25 protein-coding genes are annotated in these 18328 nt (G+C 33.2%); 21 read left to right on the forward strand and 4 right to left on the reverse strand.

Going from position 1 to position 18328, the window contains the following annotated elements; genetic code table 11:
- Nucleotides 1-102: 102 nt before the first annotated feature.
- The 18 genes from NSQ77_RS19940 to NSQ77_RS20025 all read left to right on the forward strand — a co-directional run bounded on the left by NSQ77_RS19940 (nt 103) and on the right by NSQ77_RS20025 (nt 14660).
- Nucleotides 103-864 (forward strand): hypothetical protein, encoded by a 762-nt coding sequence (locus NSQ77_RS19940; protein ID WP_339227827.1) that lies wholly within the window; start codon nt 103-105, stop codon nt 862-864.
- 121 nt (nt 865-985) lie between these two features.
- Nucleotides 986-1417, forward strand: coding sequence for a phBC6A51 family helix-turn-helix protein (locus tag NSQ77_RS19945; protein ID WP_339227828.1), 432 nt, complete (start codon nt 986-988; stop codon nt 1415-1417).
- A 333-nt stretch (nt 1418-1750) separates the two neighbouring features.
- Nucleotides 1751-2317: a site-specific integrase gene (locus NSQ77_RS19950; RefSeq protein WP_339227829.1), complete on the forward strand. Its 567-nt coding sequence runs from the start codon at nt 1751-1753 to the stop codon at nt 2315-2317.
- A gap of 391 nt (nt 2318-2708) precedes the next feature.
- Nucleotides 2709-4310: a phage terminase large subunit gene (gene terL, locus NSQ77_RS19955; RefSeq protein ID WP_339227830.1), complete on the forward strand. Its 1602-nt coding sequence runs from the start codon at nt 2709-2711 to the stop codon at nt 4308-4310.
- 16 nt (nt 4311-4326) lie between these two features.
- Nucleotides 4327-5730 carry a phage portal protein gene (locus NSQ77_RS19960; RefSeq protein WP_339227831.1) on the forward strand — a complete coding sequence of 468 codons (1404 nt, stop codon included), beginning with the start codon at nt 4327-4329 and terminating at the stop codon, nt 5728-5730.
- On the forward strand, nt 5717-6634 hold the full coding sequence (locus NSQ77_RS19965) for a phage minor capsid protein (protein ID WP_339227832.1): 918 nt from the start codon (nt 5717-5719) through the stop codon (nt 6632-6634). Before NSQ77_RS19960 ends, NSQ77_RS19965 begins: the two co-directional genes overlap by 14 nt.
- Before the next feature lie 104 nt (nt 6635-6738).
- Nucleotides 6739-7293, forward strand: a complete 555-nt coding sequence (locus NSQ77_RS19970; protein ID WP_339227833.1) for a hypothetical protein — start codon at nt 6739-6741, stop codon at nt 7291-7293.
- Nucleotides 7294-7370: 77 nt separating this feature from the next.
- On the forward strand, nt 7371-8234 hold the full coding sequence (locus NSQ77_RS19975) for a phage major capsid protein (protein WP_339227834.1): 864 nt from the start codon (nt 7371-7373) through the stop codon (nt 8232-8234).
- A gap of 68 nt (nt 8235-8302) precedes the next feature.
- Nucleotides 8303-8488: a hypothetical protein gene (locus NSQ77_RS19980; protein ID WP_339227836.1), complete on the forward strand. Its 186-nt coding sequence runs from the start codon at nt 8303-8305 to the stop codon at nt 8486-8488.
- Entirely contained in the window at nt 8472-8828 is a 357-nt protein-coding gene (locus NSQ77_RS19985) for a hypothetical protein (RefSeq protein WP_339227837.1), read from the forward strand. Before NSQ77_RS19980 ends, NSQ77_RS19985 begins: the two co-directional genes overlap by 17 nt.
- Entirely contained in the window at nt 8825-9136 is a 312-nt protein-coding gene (locus NSQ77_RS19990) for a hypothetical protein (RefSeq protein ID WP_339227838.1), read from the forward strand. The genes NSQ77_RS19985 and NSQ77_RS19990 overlap by 4 nt, the downstream gene beginning before the upstream one ends.
- Nucleotides 9136-9510: an HK97 gp10 family phage protein gene (locus NSQ77_RS19995; RefSeq protein ID WP_339227839.1), complete on the forward strand. Its 375-nt coding sequence runs from the start codon at nt 9136-9138 to the stop codon at nt 9508-9510. Before NSQ77_RS19990 ends, NSQ77_RS19995 begins: the two co-directional genes overlap by 1 nt.
- Nucleotides 9503-10012 (forward strand): hypothetical protein, encoded by a 510-nt coding sequence (locus NSQ77_RS20000; RefSeq protein ID WP_339227840.1) that lies wholly within the window; start codon nt 9503-9505, stop codon nt 10010-10012. The genes NSQ77_RS19995 and NSQ77_RS20000 overlap by 8 nt, the downstream gene beginning before the upstream one ends.
- The gene (locus NSQ77_RS20005) at nt 10005-10391 is read left to right on the forward strand and encodes a minor capsid protein (protein ID WP_339227841.1); all 387 of its coding nucleotides are present in this window, start codon (nt 10005-10007) and stop codon (nt 10389-10391) included. Before NSQ77_RS20000 ends, NSQ77_RS20005 begins: the two co-directional genes overlap by 8 nt.
- Before the next feature lie 23 nt (nt 10392-10414).
- The gene (locus NSQ77_RS20010; protein ID WP_339227842.1) at nt 10415-10921 is read left to right on the forward strand and encodes a hypothetical protein; all 507 of its coding nucleotides are present in this window, start codon (nt 10415-10417) and stop codon (nt 10919-10921) included.
- A gap of 34 nt (nt 10922-10955) precedes the next feature.
- Nucleotides 10956-11327, forward strand: a complete 372-nt coding sequence (locus NSQ77_RS20015; RefSeq protein ID WP_339227843.1) for a hypothetical protein — start codon at nt 10956-10958, stop codon at nt 11325-11327.
- Between the two features lie 47 nt (nt 11328-11374).
- Complete coding sequence (locus tag NSQ77_RS20020) at nt 11375-11671, forward strand: hypothetical protein (protein WP_339227844.1); 297 nt, start codon at nt 11375-11377, stop codon at nt 11669-11671.
- 94 nt (nt 11672-11765) lie between these two features.
- Complete coding sequence (locus NSQ77_RS20025; protein ID WP_339227845.1) at nt 11766-14660, forward strand: hypothetical protein; 2895 nt, start codon at nt 11766-11768, stop codon at nt 14658-14660.
- A gap of 55 nt (nt 14661-14715) precedes the next feature.
- Here NSQ77_RS20025 and NSQ77_RS20030 read toward each other — a convergent pair whose 3' ends face one another.
- The 4 genes from NSQ77_RS20030 to NSQ77_RS20045 form a co-directional block, all read right to left on the reverse strand.
- Complete coding sequence (locus NSQ77_RS20030; protein WP_339227846.1) at nt 14716-14937, reverse strand: hypothetical protein; 222 nt, start codon at nt 14935-14937, stop codon at nt 14716-14718.
- 70 nt (nt 14938-15007) lie between these two features.
- A complete protein-coding gene (locus tag NSQ77_RS20035; protein ID WP_339227847.1) occupies nt 15008-15427 on the reverse strand; it encodes a DUF559 domain-containing protein in 420 nt (139 codons plus the stop codon).
- A gap of 51 nt (nt 15428-15478) precedes the next feature.
- Nucleotides 15479-15802, reverse strand: coding sequence for a hypothetical protein (locus NSQ77_RS20040; protein ID WP_339227848.1), 324 nt, complete (start codon nt 15800-15802; stop codon nt 15479-15481).
- A gap of 80 nt (nt 15803-15882) precedes the next feature.
- Entirely contained in the window at nt 15883-16095 is a 213-nt protein-coding gene (locus NSQ77_RS20045; RefSeq protein ID WP_339227849.1) for a helix-turn-helix transcriptional regulator, read from the reverse strand.
- A 134-nt stretch (nt 16096-16229) separates the two neighbouring features.
- Between NSQ77_RS20045 and NSQ77_RS20050 the strand changes: the two genes are divergently transcribed.
- From NSQ77_RS20050 to NSQ77_RS20060, 3 genes are all read left to right on the forward strand, one after another.
- Nucleotides 16230-16394, forward strand: a complete 165-nt coding sequence (locus NSQ77_RS20050) for a hypothetical protein (protein ID WP_339227850.1) — start codon at nt 16230-16232, stop codon at nt 16392-16394.
- Nucleotides 16395-16579: 185 nt separating this feature from the next.
- Nucleotides 16580-17737: an FtsK/SpoIIIE domain-containing protein gene (locus NSQ77_RS20055; RefSeq protein ID WP_339227851.1), complete on the forward strand. Its 1158-nt coding sequence runs from the start codon at nt 16580-16582 to the stop codon at nt 17735-17737.
- The gene (locus NSQ77_RS20060) at nt 17679-18314 is read left to right on the forward strand and encodes a replication-relaxation family protein (protein ID WP_339227852.1); all 636 of its coding nucleotides are present in this window, start codon (nt 17679-17681) and stop codon (nt 18312-18314) included. Before NSQ77_RS20055 ends, NSQ77_RS20060 begins: the two co-directional genes overlap by 59 nt.
- The last annotated feature ends 14 nt before the right edge of the window (nt 18315-18328 follow it).

An 18328-nucleotide genomic window follows, 5' to 3' on the forward strand; every position in this document is an offset into this window, starting at 1 on the left:
AGTGTAATCATGAATGTTGCTATGGGCTTATGAGTGTTAAAAAATACCCTACCCCTAATTCATGTTAAAATATAGACAAACTATTCTAATGTGGGTGATAAAATGGGGAAGGATTTAGAAACAGCATTAAAAGGTCTACTTGGGGTTGAGGAAGGTTCAACTACAGAAGAAATAATTGATTTAGTTTTAAGTGTTGCGCCATACATATCAAAGCTAAGAAATGCTGTTATTCTTCATAGGTTACAGAAAAGGGTAAAGGAAAATGAAGAACAACTAATAAGGATTGGCAACAAGGTAAATTTATTGGATGAACCATTGAAAGAGATGCTTCAAAACACAATTTTCCCTTTTGTATTAGACGATTTAATGGAAGAACATCAAGAAAAGAAAGTTGAATTTATATTAGATGGATTTGAATATGTAGTTGATGAAAAAATTAGGGAAGAAGCCTACATAATTTCTTACTATGACGTACTTAGGGAATTACGCATCGAGGATTTAAAACGATTGTTGGAATATACAAGGAAATTTAAACAGGGTATCGGTAAAGAAATATCTAAGAATAGAAAAGAGTTAAGTTATACAGATAAAGACCTTTATTATAAGGAAGCCAGTTATCGCAGACATATTGATTATAAATTAGAATCAAAATGGTTAATCGGAAATGATAAAGATAAACAGATTGAACAAATTTCTGATTTGGTGAATCACAGATACTATTCAGATGATAAGTATAGAACAAGGTTTAATAGGGGAGTTATGGATTCCAAATTGAAAAGGGCAAGTGAAACAAAATTAACTAGATTTGGAAATGATTTAATTAAGGTCTTTAATTTAGAAATATTAATGGATGAAATTAAATAAAGTTGTTAAAGCACTACAATTTGTAGTGTTTTTGTTTTGGTTTTATTCATGGAATGAGTAGGAGAATCTACACAAATGTAAACATCTCCCAAAAGTTTGAAAGATTAAAAAAGGTGATAAAATGTTGACAGATAAGAAGTTGAAGGCAATTGAAATGATATCCTCTGGTGAATATACTGTTACTGCAATTGCAGAAGAATTAGGTGTAAGCAGGGGTGCGATATATAAGTGGATGAAAGACCCTAAATTCAAGGCTAAACTAGAAGAAATGAATAAACTAAGAGATGCTTATTTAAAGCAGGAGTTAAAAGATAAAGCAGGGAAATATCTAAAAGAGTTAGAAAAGCTAGGCATGAAATCGAAAAATGATATGGTTAGGATGCGAGCAATCCAAGATTTGTTAGCACATGCAGACTGGAATCAACAGACTGAAATTACTATCAATACTAATGATGATAATAAAAACGATTTATTGGCATTATGGAAAGAAAAGCAAAGTCAAGATAAAGAAGACAATAATAATGAAGCAGATGAGGTTAAAGATGCTGAATAAAAGAAAATCTAAGTCAATCCCTAAGCCAAATCATGGCACAATACCAGAGCCAAAATGTTTATGAAATTAATGGACTCTATAACACATATTATAGGGCTACTTAAAAGGCTATTATTTGCCGTCTGTTATAGTCATGGAATGATACAGATTGAGCATATTTTAAAATGTTCCAATAAGACACAATGAAATTAAGTCTTATTCATTATCATCTTATAAAGGTTGTTATATCAATGTTTATGGATGTTTTCAGCTAAATCCTTTACTGAAAGTTCTAAATGAATGATACATAATATATAATATCTATATAATAAGTAACATTCGGGGGTGGTTAACATGGAGTTTGTTGAGCCTATAAGGGATAAGAAAAAGATTGATGACATTAGAAAATACTTATCGAGTAATAAGCGTGATTCATTGCTATTCACATTAGGAATTAATAGTGCATTAAGGGTAAGTGATTTGCTCTCATTAAAGTTTGAAGATATTGTTGATGTGAATGGGAAACCAGTTGATTACATTAAGTTAAGGGATACTAAAACTAATAAGCATAACAGGCTGCCATTAACCAAGAAGGTTAAGAAAGCGATAGCCGAACATCACATGGAAAATTTTAAAGGGGGTAGGGGTGATTACGTATTCTGTAGTAGAAAGGGTACTAATCAACCTATTCAAAGGCAGGCAGCATGGAAGATAATTAAAGATGCAGCAGGTGCTGTAGGTGTTAAAGATGTGGGCAGTCATAGCCTAAGAAAGACATGGGCATACCACAGCTACAAGGCAGGTACAGATATAGTCATCATACAGGATATGCTCAACCATTCAGCACCAAGTGTTACACTAAGATACATTGGAATCACTCAAGATGAGAAGGATAGAGCGGTGTTATCATTAGACCTTTAGTTTGTGGTAGCTGTGTGTATGGTGGGTAGTGTGGCATGGCATGTGGTGAGTAGTAGTGATGTTGTCATGATAATAACATGATGAATGAATGATTGAATGAATTGAAGAAATAAATTCAATTTAAATCAAATTAAAAGAAAAATAAATTAAATAAATTTGATTAACAATTACGAATGAATGTTAGTTGAGGATGTGAAAGACAATCGCATTGTGATTGTCTTCTTTGTCATGGAAAGAAATGAAAATGTTTTCAATGGATTTGTTGAATGATTGTGATTAGCTTGATGGACAGCTCCCCCCTCCATTTATACAGAGGGGTGTCTGGGGGCAGGGCAAAGTACCCTAAAAATTTCTAACATATTTTTAAAATTTCAGTATTGGAGGTGGAAACATGACAGATAACGATTTTAAACTAATGCTTGAATATTTACAGAAACATTTTTCAAATTTAGAAATAGAAGAAATATTAAATACATACGAGCCCTTTGGCAAAAATGGTATTCGTAAAATGTTAAGTGAAATTGATATGGAATATTTTGCAAGGGCATATTTCCCGAAATACTTTAATAAACCAATGTCAAAGTTTCATAAAAGTTTAATCGATGCTATTGACGACCTAATCAAGAATGAAGGTAAAAGATTAGTTATTGGTTGCCCCAGAGGGAATGGGAAAAGTACCATATCAAGTTTTCTCTCACCTCTGTATATATTGCTTTTTAAAAAATTACAATTCCTTTTAATCGTATCAGCAACAGAAGAAACTGGCATCCCATTTTTACAAATGATTAAAGATGAAATAGTTTCAAATGATGCTATTATAGAGGATTTTGGAAAACTTAAATCAAGTGAAAAATGGGCATCAAATGAGATATGGCTAAATAATGATACAGCTTGTATGGTACGTGGTATTAACGGTTCAATCCGTGGGATTCGTTATAAATCAAGGCGTGTTGACATGGTGCTATGCGATGACTTAATTAAGGATGATGTAGCAGAATCTGAAACAGCCAGAGATAAATTGGCTGATACATATAAATCAGCATTATTAAATAGTGGTGATGAAAACACCCGTGTTTGTGTAGTTGGAACAACCGTACATCAAGAAGATTTAATGTCAGAGTTATTGTCACCAGAAACAACAGGATATAAGCAATTATTCTTTCAAGCTATAATTTCATGGGCTAATAAAACTTATTTATGGGAAGAATGGCGCAAACTTTATACCTCATTAGAGGATACAAATAGAGAAGATACTGCTTATCAATTTTATCTTGATAATAAAGATGAAATGTTAAAAGGTGCAAAAGTATTATGGGAAGAAAAATATGATTACTACTATTTAATGAAAAAGTTAGTGGATGATGGGGAGTCTGCATTCTACAAAGACCAAATGTGTAAACCGAAATCTTTAAATGAATATGTTTTCCAAAATATTCAATATTGGGATAAACTTCCTTCTTTGAATGAATGTAGTTTGGTTATGTTTTGCGACCCTGCACTTGGAAAAGGTGCTAAACAAGGTAAAGGGGATTTCAGTGCAATCACTATATTAGCAAAGCACAAGGAAACTGGCTATTTATATGTTGTCGATGGTATCAGTCAACGAATGCCAGTAAATGAATTTATTGAATTAATCATTAAAAAAGCAAAGCAATATGAATCACTTGAAACGATTGGATTTGAATCAGTTTTGTTTCAAGAAAACGTGGCTGATATTTTAAAAGAGCGATTATTAAAAGAAGAGTTATATCATATTCGGTTATTACCAATAAAGCCAAGAACAAATAAGCATGTAAGAATACTTAATATTCAGCCAGATATTGTGAATGGTGTTATTAAATTTAATCGTGATTCTTCAACTTACAATACTCAAATTAAGGATTATAACGGTAAAGGGCATGATGATGCACCAGATAGTTTACAGGGTGCTTGGCAATTATTAAAGAAGCGTAAGAAGAAAAGGCGTGTAGTAAGCAAGCCACAAGGACTATAGAAGGGAGGAAACACATTTGGATTTTAAAAGCAAAAGACATATTCAGTATAAAGAGTATGAAGATATGTATAACAATTATGAAACTGATTATAGTCAAATTAGGAAGTTAGATACTTCATTTGAGCATCCATATCTACCATTGGCATTACCTAGAGAAGTTTCACAACTGTATTCTGATTTGGCATTCGGTAATCCAATTAATGCTACAACAAAAAGCAATAAAAAGGCAGATGAAGCCATTGATGAGATTATTGAGGATAATGAATTGAATGTTCAATTGTCAGAAGCAAGTTTATCACAATCATATAAAGGTGGAATTCTTGCTAAGAATTTTTTAGATAATGGAAAATCAAAAATCACTTTTGTTGAAGTGGATTACTATTTTCCAACAGTTTCACCTACAGATAAAAGAAAGTTATTATCAGAAACAATTGCAATTCCATTTAATGAAGGAAATAAAAGATATTTACACACTGAAACCTATGAACAAAGGGAAGATGGCTATTATTGGTGTATTACTCAAGTATTTAATTATACGAATGATAAACAAGGTAAAGAAATATCCGAGCCAACAGAAGTTAATACCAGATTAACTCAATCACCTTTAACTTATATCCCTTTCACCAGAAGCGGTTCTAGTTTTTGGGGTGATAGCCTATATACAGGACTTACACCATTATTCGATGAATTGAATCATAGGGTTACACAAATTAGTAATGTATTGGATATTCATTCAGACCCTGCAATGTATGCAACATCTTCATTGTTTGATGATGATGGAAACCTAAACAGAAAAGGGAATAAAGTTTATGAAGTGTTTGAAGATGGAGAAGGCAGTATTAAATCTCCAATGGGTTATGTAACTTGGGATGCGAAACTAGATGCAAACTTTAAATTTATTGAGGATATTGTTTACAAAACATTGCATTATGTTTCACCTTTAGCACCCAGTTTGTTTGGTCTTGATTCCGCCTCTCAGAGTTCAGGACGTGCCATCTTATTAAAATCATGGCGTACACAATGCAAAATTACAAGGTCTTATCAGTATTGGAGACCTGCTTTAAAGAAGATATTATATATCGCTCAACAATTACAAGTAGTAAGCGGTGAAAAGTCATATACACCAGAAATTCCTAATGTGGAATTAAGCATCAATATGCCTGTTGACTTACTTGAAAATGCACAAGCAGAGCAATTAAAAGTAGATGCAGGATTGAGCAGTAAGAAATCTGCAATTGCTAGATTAAATCCTCATATGACATCTAAAGAAGTTGAAGAAGAATTTGAAGAAATTCTAAATGAACAGGCAGAAACAAACAATCAAACTTTCATGGGTAGTATGCAGGGTTTTAATGAGCCATTAGCAAATACCAATAATAATGACATAGTAGATAATGGTGATGCTGATGACATTGAATGATTTGGATGAAGCAGCAGATGAATTGGTTAAAGAATATCAAAGGGTTTATCTATATTTGGTAAAAAGGTTAGAATACCAGATTAATAATGGCTTGTCTGAAAATCAAGCAAGGTCAATATTACGTGAAATTCAATTAGAGTTACAGCGATTAGATGAGGTAGCCTATAAATGGTCTTATGAGGTACTTCCAGAGTATTATTACTTAGCATTATCAAATATTGATGCTGAAACAGCGTTACTTACAAATGTTAATGTCATTGGTGGTAGTTTAGTTGTCATGCATAAGAAGGCTATAGAGGTGGCTTCCAATTCGTTGTATTTGGACATGGCAAAGAACACTCAATTCATGAGTGAAGAAGCTAAGAAAATAATTAGAAACAATGGAAAAGAAATCTTCAATAGGCAAGTTATTTCTGGTGAAAGTCAGCGTAGGACTAAAAGGGATTTAAGAGATGCATTAAGGGAAAATGGTGTTGCTTCATTTATCGATGCTCTAAAAAGAGAATGGAAAATTGATAAGTATGCTTCAATGGCAGTTAGAACTAAATCAAGATTGATATATAACCAAGGCTTGATAAATCGCTTGTTAGAGTATCGAGCGCAATATCCAACTAACCCTAACTTTGATTTGGTGCAAGTATCTAGTCATGGTAGCAAGTGTTGGTGTGGGTACTTTGAGAGAATGGTCTTTTCCATATCTGGAAACCATCCCGATTATCCAAGCATAAGTAGATTGCCTAATTTCAATTTAGGTTATATGTCCTTTCATCCATCGTGCAAGCATGTACTTAAACCTTTCATGCCAGAACTCAAAAAAGATAAAGGCAAGAAAGCGCCAAGCAATCTATTAGACAAGTCAATTAAAGAAATGAACAAAATCCACTACCACAAAAATAAAAAGTAGTGTTTTTTTATGTCCAAAACTTACTATGAATGACAATAAAAGCTTAGTTCGTATTAAAAATAATCGTGACAAAACACGTTTAAAAATGAGAAGGAGTTTTTTGAATGAATTTACAAGATATGTTTCAAGTATTTTATGATGCAGATACAGGCAACGGTGGCACAGGTGAAGGTACAGATAATCAAGATGATAAGGGAACAGGTGCAGACCCGAACAATACTGAAAAGACAATCCCTTACGAGAGATTTAAAACTGTAAATGACAACTACAAAGAAGTCAAAAAGCAATTAGATGCACTTGTAAAACAGCAAGAACAGGTGGAACTAGAAACCAAAGAAAAACAAGGTGAATTTGAAACTTTATACAATGAATTAAAAGAAAAGCATGAGCCTATTTCAAATGAATTTCAATTGTACAAAGACACATTTCAAGAAATTCTAAAAGCGAAGCTTGAAACAGTACCAGAAAATATGCGTGATTTAATCCCTCAAGGCAATGAATTAGAGCAATTAAAATGGATTGAAAATGCAACAGCCAAAGGATTATTCAATAAAGGTAATCCACAGTCATTTGGTAATGGTGGTACTAATCCAGATACATCAAATGAAAATAAAACAAACAAAGGATTTTTAAAAGGCTTATCAAGATTCAACAAATAAGCTTTTTTCGTGTGGGTAAATTTAAAAGCGCTTACACATGATTTACAAAAAACTAATTAAAGAAAAGGAAGATTTAAATGACAATTTTAAGAACAAATTCAGAAGGTTTAATCCCTCAAGAGCAATCTCAAGAAATCGTGCAATCCGTTGTTAAAGGAAGTGCAGTTATGAGCTTATCACGTTTGGAGGAAATGACGACTTCTAAGAAAACTATTTCAGTTGCAGAAGGTGTAACAGCTTTTTATGCGGACGAAGCAGAAGCGATTGGAGTAGCAAATGATGCTAAATTCCGTCCAGTAGAGTTACAAGCTAAAAAACTAGCAGTAATCGTACCTTTCTCAAATGAATTTTTGGGAGAAAGCATTGTTGATGTTGTGGCAGAACTACAGACTCAAATCATTGAGCAGTTTCACAGAAAATTCGATGCAGAAGCATTAGCAGGTACTGTATACGCTAAAAACTTAATGGGTGTTATCAATGCATCTGGTAATAAAGTTGCAGAAGGAGCTACAGCAGGTCAAGCACTTTATGAAGATGTAAGTGACGTAATGGCACTTGTTGAAGATGGTGGCTATGATGTTAATGGCTTCATCACTCACTTTGGCTTCAAAAATCGTATTCGTAAAATGAAAGATTCAAATGGTAATGCAATGTACCTTCCAAAAGGTGTTGCAGGCGAGCAAGATGAATTTTACTCACAACCAATTGGATACTCTTTTGGTGTAGATAAAGCTACTACTCAACTTGTTACAGGTGATTTCTCTCATAGTGTTGTAGGTATTCAAGGTGAAATGCGTTTCAAATTGCTAGACCAAGCAACAGTAGGTGGAATTAACCTAGCTGAAAAAGATATGAGCGCTTTACGTGTAATTCTTCCAGTTGCTTATGTTATCACAAAAGACGATGCATTTGCTGCTTTAACTCCAAAGGCACAAGCATAATAAATAATTAAATGAAGGGGTGTCTTTATGGCACTCCTATTTTAATGAATTTAATGGAGGTGAAGAGATTGAAAGTAGTAAATAATGATGGGAAAGTGATTGAGGTTACTGAAAAGGCTTTTGAGGTTCTTTATAAAGATAGAGGATTCAAGAAAGCTACTAAAAAGAAAACTTCACCAACTTCCAAAAAGGAATCTACAAAAACCGATTCACCAACAGAAAAGAAGGTGAATGAAAATGATAGAAACGAATAAAGCACATACATATCTGGAAAATCACCTATTCAATGAAAAATGGATTGATGCATTTGAAGAGAAACGACAATCTGCATTAAATACGGCAGAAAGTATTCTGCAAAGCCATTTCAATTTTCGTGATGGAGCAAAAGAAACTGATAATTATTTTCACGCTGTATGTGAGCAAGCTATTCATTTACTAAATTATGCGCCAGAACGCTATCAATTACAGCAAGAAGGCGTTGGGTATTATGCAGTAGATGGTATCACTTTTACCATGAAGAATAATCTAATCTCTCCCGTTGCTAGAGGATTCTTGAAATCTATCATTAAATTACGTGTAGGTGATGCAAAATGATAGAACATCTATTACAACAAGATTGTGAGATTATTATTATTCAAACTGATAGATATGGTGATGTCATTGAATCCGAACCTTTTAGTGTTAAGTGTCGAGCTACAGAATCATTTGAAATGGTAAGGAATAATGCAGGTATAGAAGTAGTGTCATCTATTCGGTTTTGGTTTCCAAAAGACGTTGATATTGATGTTGATACACTGACTAAAAGAAGGATTAGATATGAGGGTAAGGATTACACGCCAATTTCTGTACGTAACAGGCGCGATACATATGGGCAATCCATATTCAAGGTGGTGAATGTCTAATGGCTAAAAATGAAATAAGTTTTTCACAACTAGCAAAGAAGTTTTCAAAAATGGCAGATGACGTTGAAGATGTTGCAGAACAAGCACTAAATGTTATTGCAGAAGATTTATTATCTGAATCAATTGACCTTGCACCTTTGGATGAGGGTGGACTTAGAGAGAATGGAAGTGTAGACCCTGCAACTAAAATTGGGGGTAAGATTGTTGCAAAAGTTGGATACGATAAAGAATATGCCTTGAGACGACATGAAGAATTTTATAATGCTCAAGTTGAAGGTACGGGACGTAAATATTTAGAGATACCAACTACACAAAATGCCCAAAAATATGTTAATTACCTAGCAGAAAAGATAGGGGATGCTATTGATGACTAATGAAATCAGAATCCCTTTTGGGGCATGTGATGTTACATATGATGGGATAACTCTACCAACAATAGCAGATGAAGCAATATTCCAAGCTATCCCAACTTATTCACCTGTTTATGGTGGTGCAGGAAATACGATTCAAAAATATATCCTTGAAAGCTATGAAGTTACCTTCACAGTATTAATAAATCATGAATCATATGAAACCTTAAAGCTACATTCACCAATCTTAAAGAATCATGTTAATGGGTTGTATGATGATGCTTCAAATGTTGATATGACAGGGAAAAGGTTAGTAGTTCATCCACATGGAACAGATTCAAAAGAGTTCGATTTGTGTATATGGGAGGCTTATATCTCACCAGAGAATGGATTCACAAGAACCTTTAAAAAAGAAGCAGATACATTTGAAATTAGATTTGTTGGTAAACCTTCTAACTTTTTGGCAGATATTAATTCCTACTTCTTTATCGGTGATTGGTCAAAAGTGGGTGTGATTAATGAGTAAAATTCTATTAAATAGTGTGATTGATTTTATTGAATTAAATATTCTTTCACTCAATGAAACAAATTTATTTGGAAATCATTATCCCAAGTCAATGACAGACACAATTGTATCTGTCATTGACTTGGGAGGACTTCCACCAAGTAAATATTCAGTTACAAGAGAAAAGAAGATTGAAATTAAATTAAGGTCAAAAGGGTATGCCGAGGGTATTGAGCTAGGTAATAAAATATTTAACTTATTTCACTCTAAGGAGAATTATTCTTTGGGTGATTTTTTTATTACAAGCAGTTATGCATCAACAGATTTAACTTATTTGTACCAAGATAGCAAAAACAGAAGAGAATTTTCATTGGAATTAGTTTTCCAATATAAAAAATGAAATTAGAAAAAGGAATGATTTAAATGGCAGAAGATATGAGATTGACAATCGGTATGGCTGACGTTACTGTTGGCGGTGTTAAAGTTGGGCGTCAAGCAGATGCAATGGTATTCTCAGCAGAACCTGTTTTACAAGAGGTAGACCTTTATTTAGCATATGCATATGACCGTATCATTGAAGGATGGACAGTTACAGCAACAATTGTTGTTGATGAAGAGAGCTATGAACATTATAAAATGGCTTTAGCAGGCGTTGAAGAGGATACAAACGGAAGTATTACAGATGGAGTGGGAATGAAATCTTTAAGAAAAGAAGCTAAAGAACTTATTATTCATCCTGCTGATTTACCAGAATCAGATAAATCCTTTGATATCACAATCTTTAAGGCAGTTCCGACAGGTGCAGTTGAGCGCACTTATGGCAAAGAGGTTGCAGGTTATGAGATTACATTCACAGGACTCCATCGAACAGGGAGCCCAAAAGAGAGTGGAAATTATTTTCGTATTGGCGAAGCACCTGCAACAACTTAATAGATAAATAAAAAATTAAAAGGGGTTTTATTAAATGAAATCAAGTAAAAATATTCAAATCAATGGTCAAGAAGTTGAGATTAAAAAAATTCAGATTGGTAAATTTGCGGAACTAATGTTGGCGGTTGAAAAGTTGCCTTCTATTGTAACGGAAGTTGTTTCATTGGAAGAATTGGAAAACTTAAATACTGAATTAATTTTAACCAAGTTACCTACATTAATTGCAAATGCACAAGATGAAGTATTCAAGTTAGTATCGGTAGCAAGTGGTATTGAAAAGGTTGATGAATTAGGTTTTGAAGAGTTTATTGACGTTGTTACAGCAGTTATCGAATTAAACAATATTTCTGCAATCGTGAGTAAAGTAAAAAACTTGGGAAAGGTATTCAAAGCGAAGGTTCAGTAAACCAAAACTTTGAAGAGCCAAAAACAAAGGAAGAAATTTACATAGAAATGGAAGAGGAAATGTGTCATTTCTTTGCTTCCGAATATGGGTGGACTGATGACTATATTATGAAGAATGTTTACCTTGATAGATATTTTATAAGAAGAGAAATTATTGAAAAACATCAAAGACAAGAATATTTGAAACAAGCACATTTACAGATTTTACCTAACCTAGATAAGAAAGAAATCGATAAATTCTTTAAAGAGTTGACCGAAGAAGACAGACCTTCTTTAGTTGGTAAAGAAGTCAAAACAGACTTTGAAGCCCTCAAGAAGGCAAAAGAACAACAAAAATATATGTAAATATAAAAATTAAATTTGAATAGAGGGAGATATCCAAAAAGGGTATTTCCCTCTATTTTTTTTAGATTTTTTTAAAAAGGAGAGTGAAAATTATATGGCAAAAGAATATACAGTTGTCACAAAATTGGTCGCTAAGACTAAAGACTTCATGAGCAATATGAAAAGAGCGGAAGACAAAACAAAGTCATTCGCAACTAATCTTGATAGCAACATGAAAAAGGTTACCAATAGTATTTCAAAAGTTGCACCATCATTAGCAAAATTTAGTAGCACATTTCAAAGAGAAATGAACAATGTCCAAGAATCTGTTAGCAAGAATACTAAGATTATTGACTCAAATCTTTCTAAAATGAATGACAATATGAAAATAGCAATGAATGGGGCTAAATCAAGCATCAAAGGTGGGCTTGTTGCAGGTCTAACATCTGCTATTCCTATGATTGCAACAGCAGGTGCAGGGATAATGGCGTTAGGCTCTAGTGTTGCTACAGCAGGTATAGGTGTTGCAGGGTTTGGAGCCGTTGCAGTTGGTGTGCTTGGTGAAGTATTTACAGCAAGTAGCGATTTAACCCAAGCACAAAAAGAGCTTACGATGGCAACGACAGCAGAAGAAAGAGAAGCGGCACTAAAGAAACAGGCAGAAGCAATGGCAGGTTTAAGTGCAGAACAAAAGAAAGCAGTAGCATCCTTACAGCATTTTAAATCATTCTGGGGTGGATTTACAAAAGAGTTTGAAAAACCTGTTGTAGACATTTTTGGAAAATCACTTGGAGTGCTACAGACAATATTGGAGAAACTTAAACCTTCCATTAGCGGTGCAATGACAGCCATCGGTAGTTTAGTAGAAAAATTAGGTGCATCTATTGAAACACCAGACATGGAAAGATTTTTTAACTGGCTTGGAACAACAGGTGCTTCATCCATAACAAATCTAGGTGTCATATTTGGTAATGTCTTTAGAGGAATTGCAAATTTGTTGGTTGCATTTACACCATTATCAACATCTGTTGAAGGTGGTTTAGTTGGTATGACTGAAAAGTTTGCTAATTGGTCTTCAACTATAGGTCAATCACAAGGTTTCCAGAACTTCATTAACTATGTAAAGACTAATGCACCACTTGTTATTGCAACAATCGGAAACATGATTATGTTTTTCACAAATTTAGCAGTCCAGTTAGCACCATTTGGTACAGTTGTTTTGGGTGCGATTAATACAGCATTTCAATTTATGGCTCAAAATATAAATATAATCCTGCCAATTTTGGCTAGTTTATTGACAGCATTTATAGGATTTAAGGTAATAACAACTATTGTCACAAGCGTTCAAATGCTTATTAGCACTTTTTCATCACTTGTAGCAGGATTTAAGACGGTAAGTACGGCATTTAGTGCATTAAGAGTTTTGTTAATGGCTAATCCATTTATTGCAATTGCTACAGCAGTTATTGCATTAGTTGCAATAATCATTATGAATTGGGATACAATCAAGGTTTACCTACAAATAGCGTGGAACTGGATAACAACAACGGCTATGACGGTATTTTCAGCATTAGGTACATTTTTCATGACTTTATGGAATGGTATAAAAACAGTTGCAATGACTGTATGGCAAGCTATTTCAACATTCCTTTCTACATTATGGAATGGAATAGTTAATATTGCAATGACAGTGTTTAACGCTATTAAAACTTATTTCACTACAGTTTTCAATGTGTATAAGACGATAATCACGACAGTTTGGAATGCGATTTCTTCATTTTTGAGTACAGCCTTCAACAAAATTAAAAGTATCGCAATGACAGTATTTAATTCGGTTAAGTCATTCTTCTCAACAATTTGGAATGGTATCAAGACTGTTTTTAGTACAGTTGTTACAGCAATCGTTAATTTTGTGAAAACTAGATTCAATAATTTGAAATCCAATGTTACAACTGTTTTCAATGCAGTCAAATCAGTTATAAGCAATGTTTGGAACAGTATTAAATCAGTATTTAATACTGTAATTAGTGCTATTATAAATTTTGTGAAAACCCGATTTAATAATTTAAAATCGAATGTAACAAGTATCTTTAATGCTGTTAAGAGTACAATTAGTAGTATTTGGAACGGTATAAAATCCTTCTTTAGTAGTGTTATAAGTGCAATTGTAAATTTTGTAAAAAGTCGATTCAATAACTTAAAGTCAAATGTTTCATCGGTTTTCAATGCAATTAAGAGTGTTGCATCTAGCGTGTGGAATGGTATAAAATCTACAATTTCAAGTGTTGTATCTGGTATTTCTAGCAGAGTGAAGGGTGTTTTTAATGGAGTCAAATCAACTGTTTCAAGCATTTGGAATGGAATTAAATCTACTACTACCAGTGTTTGGAATGGCATTAAAACAGCCATCTCTACGCCAGTAAATAAAGCTAGAGATATTGTTAAATCAGCGATAGACAAAATTAAAGGATTTTTTAGTGGACTCAAAGGAAAATTGAAAATTGATATTCCTAAACCAAAACTTCCTAAGTTTTCAATAAGCGGTAAATTTGACTTAGTACCGCCAGGTATCAGCGTTCCAAAAATTGGAATTAGTTGGAATGCTAAGGGTGGTATCTTCAATAAACCAACTATCTTTAATACACCAAATGCAGGATTGCAAGGAGTGGGTGAAGCGGGAAGCGAAGCGATAATTCCTCTTAGAGATTCTGTTCTTGGTAAAATTGGTGCAATGATTGCCAAGACAATGAATTTTAATTTTGTTGGAGCATTAAACAACCTAGTGGATACCTTCAACCCAAGTAATGTTGCAAGTGCAATGAGTGTTAATAAAGCAATGCCAAATATAAATGCATCTGGCACAACAAATACAACAAATAATGAAGATATTACTATCAAGAATGAATTTGTATTTAATGTCGATGGTAATATGACTGATAAAGATATGAAACGTATCGCTAATTATGTAGCAAAAGAACAATTAACAGGTCTCAAAAAGAAGGGAAAATGATTACAAAAAGCTTCCACAAATATATCGCAATTAAATGTGGAAGCTTCTTGTGTTTTTACAGTTTTTTAGTAGGCTTAATTTTATAAATAATAACCTCACCAGAATGCTCTTCACACAATTTGTCACATTCCCCTTTACTTGGAGTATCAGCATACGCACTATATCTTATTTCTGACATAGCACCACCTAAATAAGTGCTGTCATCATAATTTTCATATGCTTTCCAGTCCTTCAATTTTCCGAGTCCTACTAAATGATTTTTCAGTTTCCTTTCCATTTCATCACCCCTCATATATACAATCGAAATAAAAGTTAGTTAAGGGGTGAAGAATTCTTAAAACATAATATTAATTTAAATTATCTTTTATTTTTCCAACAACACCAGATAAATCTCGATGGATTCTACTTCCCGAAAATCTTAATACTGTCCATCCTTGAGACCTCAAATACTTATCCCTTTTTCTATCATGCGCCTTTTGTTTAGGTGTACTGTGCCATTGCGCCCCATCACATTCAATCGCAAGTAGCGAACTAGGAAACGCTAAATCAATTCTGTATCTCCCAACTCTGTATTGGGGTGTAGCATATAAGCCATGTTGAATCAGTCCATTATATACCCTTTTTTCAATGGGGGATTCGCATTTGAAAATGTCTAATTCATAAGGAGACAAGGGTTCATTTTTTGGCTTTGGTTTAAACCAAAAACACACATACAAGTAGCTTAATAAAAATATTGCAAGAACAATGAATGCAAATACTTCTATCATGGCAATACACTCCATTTGTTTTTGCAATAGTATTGCCAATAAAATGGAATTTTAACTTTTATGCTTTCCAAGCAAGTAATCATTCATGATTGTAGAAGTCATTTGTTTTAATTGTTCTGGTGTATACTCTATAACCTCAATCTTTTCTTTTCCACGTATCCTGTATTTAGTTCCACTTATTTTCTTAATATCGATGTGATGTACAGTATACATGTCTTTCCTTAAATTATTAAAATCTTGTACTAAGACCTCTATAATTTTATCTAATTTAGCTTGATACAACTCAAAAAACTTAAAATCTGCAAATAATTCCTTATCCCTTCTAAAAACCTTTATTGCAAGTGAAGTAGCGATGAATTGATTTACCAAATCCATATTATCACCTCAAGAACATTTGTTCCTATTATATGAGTTTAAGTAGAAGTAATCAAGGTTTTTCTAAGATTTTCAATTATTCATTCATTATCAATCCATTCATACAGGTCATCAACCTTACAACACAATAGTGCTGCCAATATAAAAGCCTTATCGATAGGTATTAAACTTTTAGCCAACTCATAATTTCTTAATTGTTTTACACTAACTTCTAATTTTTCGGCTATAAATTTCTTTTGAAGCCCACTATTAGTTATTAATTCCTCAATATTTGATTTCAATTTAATTTTCACATTTAATCACCTATTTAATAATTCAACGAAGTGATTCAAAAACCCTTTATGGAAATATAATTTCCTAGGACAGGCAATATTATTTCCTGTTTGCATACATTGTATTAGACAATGAATAAAAAGGGGTGATGAAAATGATTTTTACTTACGTTTTCATAGGGGTGACAGGTGCAGTATTGATTACATTGGGAGCTTTAGACTCTAAAGTAAATCAAAGCGCAATCAAAGTTACATTAGAATTACTGAAGTTTGGTGCAGCATTTTATTTGCTTTACTTATTGTCAAAATCCTTTTTATAAAAGGTCAGATAAAAAGAGTTCTATTTATAGAAGTTGCGGAACAAATGAAATCAAAAAATTAGTTTTAAGCCAATCACAATAAGCATGTGAAGTAGTCAGTGAAGTGGTCAGCATATGACAGGTTCATTGAATGGTTCATTACATTATTTATCGAATAATTCATTGAATTAAGGAGGGAAATTCATTTGCTTGAAATTTTATTTATTCCATTAGCAATCGTTGGAGCTTCTTTAATCCCAAAACGCAAGATGAATGATGAAAATAAGATTATGGAGATTTTCAAAAGCAAAAATATTTGTGTGAAAAGGGGAGAAAACGTTATTTACCCTAAAAAAATCAGAATTAGTGAAGGGATTGGAGTGAAAACATATTCATATTCTTTGCCCCTTGGTATTGCAGCCAATCAAATTGAACCAATTAAAGAAGCATTTGAAAATGGACTGAATAAAGACATTGATATTAAATTTAATGGTCTTCTACACTTGGTTGTTGCACAAAACAAATTGCCTACAAAATGGGATTATTCAATGGGTTTACTCAATGAAAACACATGGGAGGTTCCAATAGGTAAGAATCATGATGGTGTGCTATATCATGATTTTGAAAAATATCCCCATATGCTCATAGGTGGTACGACAAGATTTGGTAAGACAGTCTTACTAAAAGGAATATTTAACACTCTTGTGACGAACCAATTTGAGAATGTCAATCTGTATATATTGGATTTGAAGGCAGGTCTAGAGTTTTATAAGTATTCGGGGCTAGAGCAAGTAAAGAAGGTTGCTTGTGACTTAATGGAAGCATCAGAAGTATTAGAATCAGTTGTAACAGAACTTAAAAAACGTGAAGTGTTCTATAGAGAAAATGGGATTACAAATGTTGTAGAAACAAGCATCCAAAAACGTACCTTTATCATTGTGGATGAAGGAGCGGAACTATCGCCAGAGTTGGTGAGTAAAGAGGCGAAACCATACGCTCAATACTGTCAAAATTTATTAGGTGAAATAGCTAGGATAGGTGGAGGATTAGGTTACAGATTAGTTTTCTGTACACAGTACCCTGTTAGGCAGGCAGTTCCTGCACAAGTGAAAATGAACATTGTAACAAGAATTTCTTTTCTTGTACCAGAACAAGTTGGCTCTAGGGTAATCCTAGATGAAGTTGGCGCAGAGGATTTACCTGCAATTGCAGGAAGATGTATATATAAAGTGGAAAAGAAACGTATTCTTCAAACACCATTTATTGATGATGGTATGATTAAAAATTTCATTGGGGGAGCTATTAATGGAGAGAACAGAAGAGTTGTTAATGACAATAGACAAATTGAAAATGACAACTATTAGACAGCTAAGGCAGATACATCAATTAGGCGGATATCGTAATTCAGCACGTATTATTGAGCAGCTAGAGCCATACTTAAACGTATGTAGAGGTAGGGAAAAGGTTATATATCTCAATAAAGCAGGAAGAGAATTGATTGGTTCAACGAAAGAAATTAAAAAAACACCTATCATGGAACATACCCTATTAGGTAATGATGCTTACATCTATTTAGGTAAACCATTAAATTGGCAAACAGAGTATGTCATTGAATGTGAAAAGAAACAAAAAGAGTTGTCTGGAATAGTTTTCAACTTTAATAATAAGCCTGCTGCAATCACAAAGAGAAAAATCATTGCGGATGCTGTGTTCATTAAACAAGGATATGCTCATATTGTTGAAATCGATAATACTAGGACAATGCAGGATAACTTAAAAAAGATTAATCAATATAAAGAGCTTTGGCAACAGGTAAAAGGTCATTTTGAATTAACACCAATGCTATATTTCTTTACAACAACCGATGTTAGGAAAAAGAAATTATCAGAAGCCTTGAAAAGTGTTAATCATAAGGTTTATACATTTGATGAAATTAAATAAAATTACTGATGAAA

It is taken from the genome of Oceanobacillus sp. FSL K6-2867 (assembly GCF_037963145.1).
GTDB lineage: Bacteria > Bacillota > Bacilli > Bacillales > Amphibacillaceae > Oceanobacillus.